This window comes from Arthrobacter sp. KKT183 (assembly GCF_055657625.1).
Window position 1 is genome coordinate 3,262,257 of sequence record NZ_CM145770.1, and the last position, 13,088, is coordinate 3,275,344.

10 protein-coding genes are annotated in these 13,088 nt (G+C 64.6%); 4 read left to right on the plus strand and 6 right to left on the minus strand.

What is annotated here, in order from left to right:
* Window positions 1-8: 8 nt before the first annotated feature.
* The 4 genes from gcl to ACZ2GY_RS15435 form a co-directional block, all read right to left on the minus strand.
* Window positions 9-1,787: a glyoxylate carboligase gene (gene gcl, locus ACZ2GY_RS15420; protein WP_346027627.1), complete on the minus strand. Its 1,779-nt coding sequence runs from the start codon at window positions 1,785-1,787 to the stop codon at window positions 9-11.
* Between the two features lie 86 nt (window positions 1,788-1,873).
* Complete coding sequence (locus ACZ2GY_RS15425) at window positions 1,874-2,749, minus strand: 2-hydroxy-3-oxopropionate reductase (protein ID WP_346027628.1); 876 nt, start codon at window positions 2,747-2,749, stop codon at window positions 1,874-1,876.
* An 84-nt stretch (window positions 2,750-2,833) separates the two neighbouring features.
* Window positions 2,834-3,622, minus strand: coding sequence for a hydroxypyruvate isomerase family protein (locus ACZ2GY_RS15430; RefSeq protein WP_471672368.1), 789 nt, complete (start codon window positions 3,620-3,622; stop codon window positions 2,834-2,836).
* Between the two features lie 208 nt (window positions 3,623-3,830).
* Window positions 3,831-4,775 carry a type IV toxin-antitoxin system AbiEi family antitoxin domain-containing protein gene (locus ACZ2GY_RS15435; RefSeq protein WP_471672369.1) on the minus strand — a complete coding sequence of 315 codons (945 nt, stop codon included), beginning with the start codon at window positions 4,773-4,775 and terminating at the stop codon, window positions 3,831-3,833.
* 219 nt (window positions 4,776-4,994) lie between these two features.
* Between ACZ2GY_RS15435 and ACZ2GY_RS15440 the strand changes: the two genes are divergently transcribed.
* A complete protein-coding gene (locus ACZ2GY_RS15440; protein ID WP_277359164.1) occupies window positions 4,995-5,303 on the plus strand; it encodes a hypothetical protein in 309 nt (102 codons plus the stop codon).
* Window positions 5,304-5,321: 18 nt separating this feature from the next.
* Here the strand turns inward: ACZ2GY_RS15440 and ACZ2GY_RS15445 are convergent, their stop codons facing one another.
* The gene (locus tag ACZ2GY_RS15445) at window positions 5,322-8,132 is read right to left on the minus strand and encodes a glycoside hydrolase family 3 C-terminal domain-containing protein (RefSeq protein WP_471672370.1); all 2,811 of its coding nucleotides are present in this window, start codon (window positions 8,130-8,132) and stop codon (window positions 5,322-5,324) included.
* A 239-nt stretch (window positions 8,133-8,371) separates the two neighbouring features.
* Here ACZ2GY_RS15445 and ACZ2GY_RS15450 point away from each other — a divergent pair, with 239 nt between their 5' ends.
* Genes ACZ2GY_RS15450 through ACZ2GY_RS15460 form a run of 3 tightly spaced genes read left to right on the plus strand, consistent with a single transcriptional unit; the run spans window position 8,372 to window position 11,981 of the window.
* Window positions 8,372-10,045, plus strand: a complete 1,674-nt coding sequence (locus tag ACZ2GY_RS15450; RefSeq protein ID WP_277359162.1) for an extracellular solute-binding protein — start codon at window positions 8,372-8,374, stop codon at window positions 10,043-10,045.
* An 8-nt stretch (window positions 10,046-10,053) separates the two neighbouring features.
* Entirely contained in the window at window positions 10,054-11,061 is a 1,008-nt protein-coding gene (locus ACZ2GY_RS15455) for an ABC transporter permease (RefSeq protein ID WP_346027633.1), read from the plus strand.
* The gene (locus ACZ2GY_RS15460) at window positions 11,058-11,981 is read left to right on the plus strand and encodes a carbohydrate ABC transporter permease (protein WP_056545144.1); all 924 of its coding nucleotides are present in this window, start codon (window positions 11,058-11,060) and stop codon (window positions 11,979-11,981) included. Before ACZ2GY_RS15455 ends, ACZ2GY_RS15460 begins: the two co-directional genes overlap by 4 nt.
* Before the next feature lie 14 nt (window positions 11,982-11,995).
* Here the strand turns inward: ACZ2GY_RS15460 and ACZ2GY_RS15465 are convergent, their stop codons facing one another.
* Complete coding sequence (locus tag ACZ2GY_RS15465) at window positions 11,996-12,994, minus strand: LacI family DNA-binding transcriptional regulator (protein ID WP_471673606.1); 999 nt, start codon at window positions 12,992-12,994, stop codon at window positions 11,996-11,998.
* Between the last annotated feature and the right edge of the window lie 94 nt (window positions 12,995-13,088).

Below are 13,088 nucleotides of genomic sequence, written 5' to 3' on the forward strand. Positions count from 1 at the left end.
CCAGCCCTCTAGACGAGCAGGGAGATGGCGGTGGGGGCGTCGTCGGAGGATTCGGCGAGGTCCTCGAACTCGTTGATTGCGTCGATTCCCGCGGCGCCCATCGAGATGTTGGTGACGCGTTCGAGGATGACCTCTACGACCACCGGCACGCGGTACTCCTGCATGAGGGCGCGGGCCTTCTCGAAAGCAGCCTGCAGATCATCAGCCTCACGGACGCGGATCGCCTTGCAGCCGAGGCCCTCAGCGACCTTGATGTGGTCCACGCCGTAGCCGTCAAGCTCGGGTGCATTCACGTTCTCGAAGGCGAGGGACACGTGGTAGTCCATCTCGAACCCGCGCTGTGCCTGGCGGATGAGGCCGAGGTAGGAGTTGTTCACCACCACATGGATGTACGGCAACTGGAACTGGGCGCCGACGGCCAGCTCTTCGATCATGAACTGGAAGTCGTAATCGCCGGAAAGCGCAACGACGGTCTCCCCCGGACTTGCCTGAGCCACGCCCAGTGCTGCGGGAAGGGTCCACCCCAGCGGGCCGGCCTGGCCGCAGTTGATCCAGTTGCGCGCCTCGTAGACGTGCAGGAACTGCGCGCCGGCGATCTGGGAAAGCCCGATGGTCGAAACGTAACGGGTGTCCCGGCCGAAGGCGCTGTTCATCTCCTGGTACACACGCTGCGGCTTGACCGGAACGTTGGTGAAGTTGGTCTTGCGCTGCAGCATGGACTTCCGCTGCGCGCAGTCTTTCACCCAGGCGTTCCAGTCCGGCAGGCCCTGCTGCTCCTTGCGTTCGCGGGCAACCTCGACCAGACCGCTGAGGGCGGCACCGGCGTCGGACACGATGCCGAAGTCCGGCGCGAAGACGCGGCCGATCTGCGTGGGCTCGATGTCGATGTGCACGAACGTGCGGCCCTTGGTGTAGACGTCCAGGGCGCCGGTGTGGCGGTTGGCCCACCGGTTGCCGATGCCGATCACGAAGTCCGACTCCAGCATGGTCGCATTGCCGTAGCGGTGCGAGGTCTGCAGGCCGACCATGCCTGCCATCAGCTCGTGGTCGTCGGGGATGGTGCCCCAGCCCATGAGGGTCGGGATGACGGGGATGTTCAGCAGTTCGGCGAGCTCCACCAACTGCTCGGAGGCGTTGGCGTTGATGATGCCGCCGCCGGCCACGATCAGAGGCTTCTCAGCCGCCGTCAGCATGTCCAGGGCCTTCTCCAACTGCTTGCGCGTGGCTGCCGGCTTGTGGACCTGGAGCGGCTCGTAGGTGTCAGGATCGAACTCGATCATTGTCTGCTGGACGTCGATCGGCAGATCGATCAGCACGGGGCCCGGGCGGCCGGTCCGCATTTCGTGGAACGCCTTCTGGAAGGTGCCGGGAACCTGGCCCGCTTCCATGACGGTCACGGCCATCTTGGTGACCGGTCCGGCGATCGAGGCGATATCCACGGCCTGGAAATCTTCCTTGTGCAGCTTGGCCACAGGTGCCTGGCCGGTGATGCAGAGGATGGGGATGGAGTCTGCCATGGCCGAGTAGAGCCCGGTGATCATGTCGGTTCCGGCGGGGCCGGAGGTGCCGATGCAGATGCCGATGTTGCCCGGCTTGGCACGGGTGAAACCCTCCGCCATGTGCGAGGCGCCCTCAACGTGGCGGGCGAGGACGTGGTGGATGCCGCCGTGGGCGCGCATCGCGGAATAGAAGGGGTTGATTGCTGCCCCGGGCAGGCCGAACGCCGTGGTGGCGCCCTCCTTCTCCAGGATCGCAACGGCTGCGTCGACAGCGCGCATTTTAGGCATGGTGTGCTCCTACTTCGGGAAGTTTTGCGCAGCTAAGGTGACTTCCGACGTCGTCGGCTCGCCTGATCTGCACGAAAGTTTGGGGTCTATTTGCCGGACAGCTGGTTGATCAGCTTGAAGAGGCCGGAGTGGTCGAGGCCGCCGTCGCCCGTGTTGACGAGCGAGGCAACCAACTGCGCGACGACGGCACCCAGTGGGGTGGCAACGCCGGCTTCGCGGGCGGCTGAGGTGACAATGCCGAGATCCTTGTGGTGGAGGGCCAGGCGGAAGCCCGGGTCGAAGTTGCGGTCCAGCATCTTCTGGCCCTTCTGGTCGAGCACCTTGGAGCCGGCGAGGCCGCCGCCAAGGACCTTGAGGGCGGCGTCGGTATCCACGCCGTAGGCCTCGAGGAAGACGATCGCTTCAGACAGGACGCCAATGTTGACGGCGACGATGAGCTGGTTGGCGGCTTTCACGGTCTGGCCGGAGCCGGACGGACCCACATGCACGATGGTCTTGCCTACGGCGGTCAAAACGTCCTGTGCGGCGTCGAAGTCTTCCTTCTCTCCGCCGACCATGATCGAGAGGACGGCGTCGATGGCGCCCTGCTCGCCGCCGGAAACCGGCGCGTCCAGCGGCTTGAGACCGGCGTCGCGCGCCTGCCTGGAAAGCTCAACCGCGACATCCGGGCGAATGCTGCTGGCATCGATCCAGAGGGCGCCCTTTTTCGCGTTGGCGAAAACGCCGTCGTCCCCGCTCACCACGCCCTCGACATCCGGTGAATCCGGAACCATGGTGATGACGACGTCGGCATCCTTGACGGCGTCAGCGATGCTGGCTGCCGCTGAACCGCCCTCGGAGACAAGCTTGTCCATCTTGTCGGAGCTGCGGTTGAAGCCGGTGACGGTGTGGCCGGCCTTGACGAGGTTGATGGCCATGGGCAGGCCCATGATGCCGAGTCCGATGACTGTTACTTTGCTCATTCTGTTTGTCCTTGAGTGTTGTGCCGGGCCCACGCCCGCTTAGGTTCCCTGCCCGAGCTTGCGAGGTTAGGGAGCGGGTGGGGATTAGCGGGAGGCGTGTTCGCGGATCGCCCAGTTGAAGGCGGTGTCCGCCGGTTCCTTGTACTCGAGCCCGATGTAGCCCTCGTACCCGAGTTCGCGGCTGCGGGAGATCCACTCTCCGAGCGGGAGGTTGCCACTTCCGGGAGCTCCGCGGCCGGGGGCGTCGGCAATCTGGACGTGGCCGAAGTCCTTGGCGTGGTTCGCGATGACCTGCGCAACGTCATCGCCGTTGACCGCCAGGTGGTAGAAGTCGGCGAGGAGCTTGATGTTGCTCTTGCCGGTCTTCGCGATCACGTTCAGCGCGTCCTGTGCCGTGAGCAGCGGGTACTTCTCGGCACCGCTGACCGGCTCCACAAGAACGACGCCGCCAATTGCAGCAACGGCGTCAGCCGCGAAAGCCAGATTGTCGACGGCGACCGCGTCCTGTTCCTCGGCGCTCACGCCATCGATCCGGTTGCCGTACAGCGCGTTGAAGGCCTTGCAGCCCAGCCGCTCACCGATCCCGACGACGACCGGCACGTTCGCGCGGAAGTCATTCTGCCGCTCCGGCCAGGAGACCAAGCCGCGATCGCCGCCGGGCATATTGCCGGCGTTGAAGTTGAGGCCGGTGAGCTGAACGCCTGCATCGGTGATCGCACTCTCGAAGGCTTGCAGATCAGCCTCGGACGGCGTGGAGGTTTCGAACGGCCACCAGAACTCGACGGCGTCAAAGCCGGCCTTCTTCGCAGCAGCCGGCCGCTCCAGCAGCGGCAGTTCGGTGAGGAGGATGGAGCAGTTCACGGTGTAGGTCATCGTCGATCCCTTTGCGTTCTTTCGGCCTGATCGTTCTTCCGTAATGTGGAAGGAACTTTCTGTCTAATGAAATGATAGGGGTTAGATGTGATGTGAGTCAACCAGGCACGGGACAGAAACTGCCCGGAGGTGCAGGGCTGCCGATTCCAAGCGGCAGCCCTGCACCTCCGGGCAGTTTTTGCGGGTTAGGGGGACGGCCGCGAAGCCATCACGCTGCCCGACTCAGCTCTGCTCGGCGGATCGCGCTTAGCACCCTTTCCTTGAGGCGGGCCTCGTCGAAGAGGTCCTTCCACTCGATGCGGATGAACGTCCACCCTTGCTCCATGAGCGCCTTCTCCCGGCGCCGTTCCTGAAAGAGCACCTCGTCCGTCGGTGCATAGTCGAAGTACTTCGTTCGACCGTCAAACTCCAGCGCGAGCTTGATGCCCTCCCAGGCGAAATCCAATCGATGCGCCCCGTTGTTCGTGTGGACGGTGAATTGCTGAACCGGCATTGGCAGGCGCATCTTCCTCAGGAAGTACCAGGTGAGCGTTTCGCCGGGGGACTCCGACAGCACACTGGCTTGCGTCATTACCCTCCTGGCCCGGGCGACGCCTTTGTAGCCGGCCAAACGGTCGATGGTCTTCCAGATCAATTCCGGATCTGCGCCGAGGTGAAGCGCATGCTCAGCGATAATCAGCGCCTGCTTGAACGGGAGTATTCGGGCACAATCCACTACCGTCCGCTCCAGGGACGTGACCCGCAGCTTGGCACAGCGCGTCACCTCGAAGTGCTCCAGCCGCGCTTGATGGTTACGGACGTCCGGCGCATGACTTGTAGCTGAGATGTTCGACGGCTGTGTCAGGTGTATGACTGAGTCCACCTCCCACAGGTGGAGCCCATGGGCCCGGGCAGCAGTAGCGTGGCTGTACGTTCCGGAGCCTGAAGCCGTTGCAACCGTGGCGTGCTTGTGGGCGTGAACCAGTCGGAGAGCGCTGGCATTGGGCGTCAGCTTCTTCCAGGCTCGGGCTGACATGTAGCAGCCCCTCCGAAGCCGCACGAGATGGCCCGACTTCACCAGAGCCTGGATGTTCCGCGTGGTCAACCCCTTGTCCAGGAGCGTCTCCGTGAGCCAGAGAGCGTCCCCGCGGGTGAGCCAGTCAGTCGATTTCACCTCCTCAGGATGGAACGCCGTTGGGCCTCGCGGGCCGAGTACCTGGCGTATGTGGATAAGTCGCCGAGGATTCGGACACAGAAACTGCCCGGAGGTGCAGGGCTGCCGATTCCAAGCGGCAGCCCTGCACCTCCGGGCAGTTTCTGCGGGCAGCGCGAGGGCCGCACGGGCAGCGGGCCGCACGCCGGCGCGATAGCCTTAAGGGAGGAGAGGGGACCGATGCAACGCGCGCACAGGCATGACGAACTTACGGCAATGATCGAATGGCCGCGACCCTTGAGCCCGCAGGCACTCAAGATCATCAAGAACGTCCTGCTCGGTGTGCTGGTTGTCACCGCGCTCGTGCAGATCATTCCGTTTCAGGTGCTCGGCGGTCTGGTCAACCACCTCTTCACGATTCTCCTCCTCCTGTCCTGGGCCGGACCGGCGCGGCGCTTCCTGCGGCGACGAGCCGCCGAACGCAACGGAGACGCCAACGAGGGACGAAACGAGGAACGCGAGGGACCGGCAGCGCCCGAGGAAAAGTAGCCAGCAACCGGAGCTGAATCAGGCGGCAGGAACCAGAAGCTCGCTCACGGTGACGCCTCCTTCAATAACCAGCCGGACCACCGCCGGCATGGCATCACAACCCCCGGCAAGAGGAATCTCCACGTCCCCGGCGTACCCAGCCGCAACGGACGCCCTACCCCATTCCCGCCACGTATCCGCGGGCCCGGGAACCACAATCCGCAGCAACCCACCGGCACTCCGGGCAATGCGCACCGAGACCGACGCCGGCGCATCCCCGCCCCACCCGCGGTAAGTCAGCAAAGCACGCAGCAGGGCGGGGTCGGCGACGGTCACGGCAGTCCCCTGCAGGGGCGTCTCCGGCACCAGCAGGGCGTTTACGGATTCGTCGAAGAGTTCAGCCCGGATCCGGGAGCCACGCGTCCGCGCCGGACTACCCGAGCCGGACACCTCGAGGGCAACCGCCAACGGCAGGTCCACCGCGGAACGTCCAATCAGCAGGTCATACGTTCCCGGCTCCACCAGCATTCGCCCCGCAGCCGGGCTGAAGACTGCAAGTTTCTCCTCGGCCACCGGAATCGAAACCACCGTCCGTTCCCCTGGCTTCAGCGACACCCTCGCGTGCGCAATAAGCCGCCGCCTGGGGTAGCCCGGCAGATCCGAGGTGCCATACACCTGCACCAGTTCATGAACATCCCGCCCACCGGCGTTCCGCACGGACACCGCGAGCGCACCGTCACCATACGATGCCGACTCGTACTCCACAGCGGCGTAACCCAGCCCGTGACCCAGCGGGTAGAGCGGTTCAGCAGTGCTGTAGTGATAGGTGGACCGGGACCCGATGATGTCGTAGTCGAGGATGTCAGCGAGGTCCGCATCCTGCGCCCACCACGTCTGCGGCAGCCGCCCGGATGGTTCATGGTCACCGCTGAGCACGTCCGCCACTCCGCGCCCGAGCTCCTGCCCTCCGTGCGAGGACCACACAATTGACGGCACCCCCGCCAGCTCCCCGAGCGCGTAGGGGTAGGACGAGACGATCACCAGCACCGTCCGCGGATTCGCCTCCCGCACCACCCGGATCAGCTCCTGCTCACTCTGCGGCGGGTCCAGCGTGGTGCGGTCGATTGTCTCCCGCCCGCCCAGATGCGGATCATTACCGACGACGACGACGGCGACATCCGCCGATGCCGCAGCCTTGCGTGCCGCTTCGGTACCGGACCGGATGGTGCGCAGGGTGAAGCGGTCGGCGTCCTGCTCGGATCCCGGAACGAGAACGGCGCTACCCGTTCCTTCCTCTACCCGAACCCATTTCCCGGACCCGACGTGCCGCAGGGCGACCGAGCCGTCAACCGATGGGTGCAGCGCGAACGTCTCCTGAACCACCCAGCCGCCGACCCGCTCCGACGTTGCACGGAGGTACCCGCTCTCCCCGGAAACGAAGCGCCCATTCACAGCGGAGCGCAGCGTGTACTCGCCGTTCCCCCAGTTCTTGAGCACCAGAGATTCGGCCGGCCCCGCAGACCCCGGCGAAGCTGTCAAAGCCGCCGATCCGTCCGGCACGCCTAGATACCGGTTGGTGCGGGTACTCCGAAGCGCAACGAGGTCCAGTCCCTCCTCTGCGACGACGCTGCCGTACCGCTCCTTAATGCCCGCCGCGATACTCACGGGATGCACAAGAGTTCCGCTGTACCAGTCGCTGAGCACGTGGGACCCCAAGGATCCGATGACCGCGACAGTACCCGGCGCGTCCCCCAACGGAAGGACAGGACCGGCACTAACTGAGGAATCCGCTGAGCTGCCAACTGACGCGTTCCGCAGAACCACTACGGACTTGCGAGCGGCTTCCCGCGCCAGCGCAGCGTGCTCGGAGGTCAGCAGCGCCTCAGCAGGAATGGATCCGTACACGCCGCCGTCGGGCTCGAACTCACCCGTGCGTTCACGCAGCGTGAGCAAGCGAAGGACCGCCGCGTCGATATCCGCAACAGAGATGAGCCCGCGATCCAGCGCCTCCTCAAGATAGGCAATGGACGGCGCGGAGTCGTCGCCGTCGTCCGTGAAACTGTCAACGCCGGCACACAGGGCAGCCGCATAGGCAGAGGCGCCGTCGTCGAAATACTTCTCCGCTGTGAACAGGGAGGACGGCGCGCCGGCGTCCGTCACCACCGCGAGCGTTTCCCCGTTCCGCCACGTGCGCAGATGCTCGGTCACCAGGTCGGACACATGCGCAGGCCGCCCGTTCACCAGGTTGTAGGAAAGCATGACGGCGCCCGCAGCCCCCGATTCGATGGGCAGCCGGTAGGCAGGCAGCTCATACTCGTGGAGGACGCGCGGCGGCAGTTGGCTTGAGGTGACGTTGCGGTCGCGCTCGTTGTTGTACCCGAGGAAGTGCTTCAGCGTTGGTACGGTCAGCCACTGCTCGGCGGAATCACCCTTCAGGCCTTCACAGTAAGCGGTGGCCAGCGAAGCAGTGAGCCCGGAATCCTCCGAAAATCCCTCCTCATTCCGCCCCCACAGCGGGTGCCGGAGCGGATTGACCACGGGCGCCCAGACGTTCAGGCTCACGGTGGGATCGGCGGCCTTTTTTGCGCGCATCTCGACGCCGACAGCCCGCCCCACCCGCCGCAGCAGGTCCTCGTCCCAGCTGGCCGCGAGACCGACGGTCTGCGGAAAGACCGTCGCGTCACCGAGCCAGGCAACCCCGTGCGCCGCCTCCGCGCCGGTATGGAAGTAGGCCAGACCGGCGTCGGGAAGTGCCGGCGAGTGCTGATGGAGTAGAGCAATCTTCTCGGCCCGGGCGAGCGTTGCGAGGATGCTCTGCGCGGTACGGATGGCCATACGGGTTTCGGTCACGAAAAAGTTCCGATCCTTGGGAGAATTGTTTAAGCGCTTGCACAGCGCTGTTCGACCACCATGCTGACATTACGCGCTGTGATACGCAACACAATTTCCTCTTGTCTCGAGACAAAAGATGCCCTACGGTTGGATCAATCGAAGCGCTTCGACTAATCGACCCGGACGACGCGCCGCCAATTCTGATTGCAACCATGCAAGCGCCCCTATCGGCGCGCCTGGACACGAAGGAGTGCACCATGCCAAACATCTCGGACGCCGCGAACGGCACAATCACCCGCAAGCCCCTCGGTCGCCGGTCTTTCCTCGGCCTGCTGGGCGGAGCTGCCTTCTTCGCCGCCTCCCCGGCACTGTTGACCGCATGCAGCACCGGTGCTTCAGCTCCGCAGGCAACGACCGCGGGCGGGTTGGCGGAAGCCGTCGCCAAGCTGGTGCCCAAGTACATTCCGATGAACCTGGTCCAGCCGGACATCCCGGGTGTCAACGGGTCCACGCCGGGATTCACTACCATCCCCACCGAACTGGTGAAGTCCGTCCCGAAGCCTCCCGGAAGCGGCGGCACCTACACGGCCATGTCGCCCGCGTGGTGGGCCATTCCCCGCGGCCTGCCGGACAACGCGTACTACCAGGCGGTGAATGAGCGCCTTGGCGCCACCGTCGAGTTCCAGGCCAATGACGGCAATACCTACGGCGATAAAATCCAGACCGTCCTCGCCTCCCCGCGCGACGTTCCCGACTGGGTGGTCATCCCCTCCTGGAACATCCCGCCGCGGTTTGGACAGGCAGCCAAGGGTCTGTTCACGGACCTCTCCCCCTACCTCGCGGGCGACAAGGTGGAGAAGTACCCCAACCTGGCCAACATTCCGACGGCCGCGTGGAAGTACAGCTGCTTCGAGGGCGGACTCTACGGGCTGCCCATGCCCACGCCGCTGGTCAATGACGCGTTCTTCTACCGCACGGACCTGTTCGAGGAGATGGGACTCGAACAGCCGAAGACCGCAGATGAATACATCACCATCGCCAAGGAAATCACTGACCCGTCGAAGAACCGCTGGGGTTCCGAGGACGTCTGGAACGGCGCGCAGATCATGCACGGGGTCGTCCCAAAGTGGAAGCTCGTGGACGGCACGCTGGTGAACAAGTTCGAGACCGAGGAATACCGGGCCGCCCTCGAGTGGATCATCAAGCTCTTCAAGTCCGGCGCTGTCCACCCGGACGCTGTTGCGGGCAACGCCCAGCAGGCGAAGCCGCGCTTCGAGTCCGGTGCCACGCTGATGACGGTCGACGGCGTCGGCGGCTGGCACGAGGCACTCGGCCGCGTACTGCCCACCAACCCGGACTTCAACATGCAGCCGATGGACTTCTTTGCGCCCGACGGCGGTGATCCCACCCTATTCAGCGGCCAACCGGCCGGAATCTTCAGTTTCATCAAAAAGACCGAGGACACCGCCAGGATTGAAGAACTCCTGGCACTCGCGAACTTCATGGCCGCACCCTTCGGAACGGAAGAGAACCTCCTCATCACGAGCGGCGTCGAGGGCAAACACTTCAAGCGCGACGCCCAGAACATCCCGCAGATGACTGACCTCGGACGCGCGGAAGTCACGAGCACGTACCAGTTCCTCGTCAGCCCGCCCACCGTCAACTCGCAGGTCCAGTATCCCGGCTTCGTCGAGGCCAAGACCGAGTGGGAAGCCCGCCAGGCCCCCTTCGTCCAGGAAGACGTCTTCTTCGGCATGCAGATCCAGGAGCCGCCGCAGTACGGATCCCTCGGCGCACCGTTCGACGACCTCGCCAAGGACATCGCCCGCGGCCGCAAGAGCCTCAAGGATCTCGATTCGGAGATTGCCACCTGGAAGCAGAACGGCGGCGAAAAACTCCGCGAGTTCTACGCCGGCTTCCTGACCGCATAGCACCGGCCATGACCACCACCGATTTCATCCGCCGCGGCAACCGGGCGGCAGACAAGCACGACGACGACGTTCCGACCTTGCCCGCCCCGCCGCCTGTCCGGCGCAAGCAGGGTCTGAAAGCCCGGTTCCGGCGCGACCGCTCGCTGGTGCTGATGGCGCTTCCCGTCGTCGTCCTTCTGGTTGTGTTTGCCTACGTGCCCTTGCTCGGCAATGTGGTCGCGTTCCAGAGCTACTCGCCGTTCATCGGCATCCCGGCCAGCCCCTGGGTGGGCCTGGAGAACTTCGCGCGGGTGTTCGGCGATCCGAACTTCTGGAACGCAGTCCGGAACACGCTGGTCATCACGGGCTTCCAGCTCGTGTTCTTCTTTCCCGTCCCGATTGCGCTGGCACTGCTGCTCAACTCCCTGCTTCGGCCGGCCATGCGTGCCACCATTCAAGCGATCGTCTACCTCCCGCACTTCTTCTCATGGGTGCTCGTGGTTTCCGTCTTCCAGCAGCTGCTGGGCGGCGCGGGGCTCCTGAGTCAGATGCTCCGGGCCAACGGCTGGAGCGGCATGGACATCATGACCAACCCGGATACATTCCTGTTCCTCATCACGTCCCAGGCGGTCTGGAAAGACGCGGGGTGGGGCATCATCGTCTTCCTGGCCGCCCTGGCCGCCATCGACCCCGAGCAGTACGAGGCCGCGGCTGTTGACGGCGCCAACCGCTGGCGCCGCATGTGGCACGTGACGCTTCCGGGGCTGCGGTCCGTCATCGTCCTGCTGCTCATCTTGCGCCTCGGCGATGCACTGACAGTCGGATTCGAGCAGATGATCCTGCAGCGCGACGCCGTTGGCGCCGAGGCTGCGGAGGTGCTGGACACCTTCGTCTACTACACCGGCATCCAGAACGGTGACTGGAGCTACGCAGCTGCCGCCGGGCTCATCAAGGGCGTCATCTCACTCGGGCTCATTCTCGCCGCCAACAAGGTGGCCCATCTCTTCGGTGAAAACGGGGTGTATTCCAAGTCATGACAACGATCATCAAGCCAGCCCGGCCCCGCCGTAGCGGTCCTTCGCGGCCCGCGTGGGAAGAAGAACCGGGAATTGCGACCAAGGCGGGAAAGGTAGTGATCCTGACCCTCGTGGTGCTCGCAGTCCTCGGCCCGCTCTACACCATCCTGCTCACGAGCATCTCCTCGCAGGGCACCATCACCCAGGCGGGCGGCCTCGTCCTCATCCCGGGTGAATTCTCACTCGATGCATACCGCCAGATCCTGAACGGCGGCGTGGTGACCCGCGCCGTGCTGGTGAGTGTCGGCATCACCGTCACCGGAACCCTGCTCAGCATGGTGGTGTCGATTCTGTGCGCCTACGGTCTCTCACGGCCGGGCTCCTTTGCTCATACGCCGATCCTGTTCACCCTGCTGATCACGATGTTCTTCAGCGCCGGAATGATCCCGTCCTACCTGCTGGTTTCCGGCCTCGGCCTCATCAACTCCTACTGGGCACTGATCCTGCCGAGTGCGGTGTCCGTCTTCAACATCATCATCCTGCGCGGATTCTTCATGGGGATTGACCGCGGCATCCTCGACAGCGCGCGCATCGACGGGGCCAGCGAGTGGCGCATCCTCGCCCAGATCGTGCTGCCCATGTCCAAGGCGGTGACTGCCGTGATCGCGCTGTTCTACGGCGTCGGCTACTGGAACGCCTTCTTCAATGCGGTGCTCTACATCAATGACAGCTCCAAGAACCCGCTGCAGGTGGTCCTGCGCTCCTATGTGCTGCAAGGTGTGTCCGTGCCGGGGCAGATCGACGTCGGCCAGGGCGTGGCGCCATCGCTCGCCCTGCAGATGGCGGTCATCGTGATCGCCATGGTGCCGATCCTCATGGTCTACCCGTTTGTGCAGAAGCACTTCACCAAGGGCGTCATGATCGGCGCGGTGAAGGGATGACGGCGTTGTGCAGGTCAGCGCGCGCTCGACGTCTCCCGCTGGACCAGCGTGGGGACGATCAGCCGCACCTCAACCGGCTTATCCGAGTTGAGCCGATCCATGACCATTTCAACGGCCGCGCGGCCGATGTCGTGCGCCGGAATGGAGACGGCGGTCCACGGCTTCGTTGCGGCGAGGGCCACGTCCTCCGGGGCGATCACCACCACCGAAATGTCCTCGGGAATGCGCAGGCCGCGCACGGCCAGGGCCTCGTGCAACAGCGGGAGCAGTCCCTCGTTATGCACCACAAGGGCAGTGACTGCGGTGGCGGCGCCGTCGTCGTCGAGCACTGCAGTGAGCGCCTCGGTGAGGGCCGCCATGGAAGCCTCACAGGCACGCAACACGGAACCAACGCCCGCGGCATCGCAGGCCTCGGTGAAGCCCTTGCGGGCGCGGTCGGCGTAGGTCGCGTGGCGCTCAAGGGAGGCCTGCGGGGATCCGATGAAACCGATACTGCGGTGATTCAGGTCCACCAGGTGCCGGACCGCCGTCCGGGAGGCGCCCGCGAAGTCGAAGTCAACGCAGCTGAGCCCCTGCGGATCATCCGGGAGGCCGATCAGAACTGCCGGTTTGCGCAGTTTGGCGAGCAGGGGGATGCGCGGATCGCGGGCTTCGATGTCCATCATCAAGAGTCCGTCCACCATGGACTGGGATGTGACTCTTTCCAGTCCGCCGGCGTCGTCCTGGGTCAAGAGAAGAACGTCCTGGTTGTAGGTGCGCGCCGTGGTGACCACGGCCGCCACGAACTGCATGATCACGCTGACGTTCACGTCCGCGCGAAGCGGCGCCATCAAGCCCAGCACGTTGGAGCGGTTGGAGGCGAGCGCCCGGGCACCGGAATGAGGGCTGTAGTCGAGCTTCCGGATTGCACTCTGAACAGCCAGCCGGGTCTCTTCGGAGATGGTTCGCTTTCCGCTCAGTACGTAGGAAACAGTGCTCAGCGATACCCCGGCCTCCCGGGCGACATCATTCATGCGGGCCACGGCTTCCATCCTAGCTTCGACACGCTTCGATTCGCATTCGTAACGATTCAACCGTCCGCGAAAGAGAAGCGCTTCGACACCGACA

Bases quoted from the DNA above. Each gene is read 5' to 3' on its own strand.
- gcl (WP_346027627.1), bottom strand. From the start codon at position 1,787: ATGCCTAAAATGCGCGCTGTCGACGCAGCCGTTGCGATCCTGGAGAAG.
- ACZ2GY_RS15425 (WP_346027628.1), bottom strand. From the start codon at position 2,749: ATGAGCAAAGTAACAGTCATCGGACTCGGCATCATGGGCCTGCCCATG.
- ACZ2GY_RS15430 (WP_471672368.1), bottom strand. From the start codon at position 3,622: ATGACCTACACCGTGAACTGCTCCATCCTCCTCACCGAACTGCCGCTG.
- ACZ2GY_RS15440 (WP_277359164.1), top strand. From the start codon at position 4,995: ATGCAACGCGCGCACAGGCATGACGAACTTACGGCAATGATCGAATGG.
- ACZ2GY_RS15450 (WP_277359162.1), top strand. From the start codon at position 8,372: ATGCCAAACATCTCGGACGCCGCGAACGGCACAATCACCCGCAAGCCC.
- ACZ2GY_RS15455 (WP_346027633.1), top strand. From the start codon at position 10,054: ATGACCACCACCGATTTCATCCGCCGCGGCAACCGGGCGGCAGACAAG.
- ACZ2GY_RS15460 (WP_056545144.1), top strand. From the start codon at position 11,058: ATGACAACGATCATCAAGCCAGCCCGGCCCCGCCGTAGCGGTCCTTCG.
- ACZ2GY_RS15465 (WP_471673606.1), bottom strand. From the start codon at position 12,994: ATGAATGATGTCGCCCGGGAGGCCGGGGTATCGCTGAGCACTGTTTCC.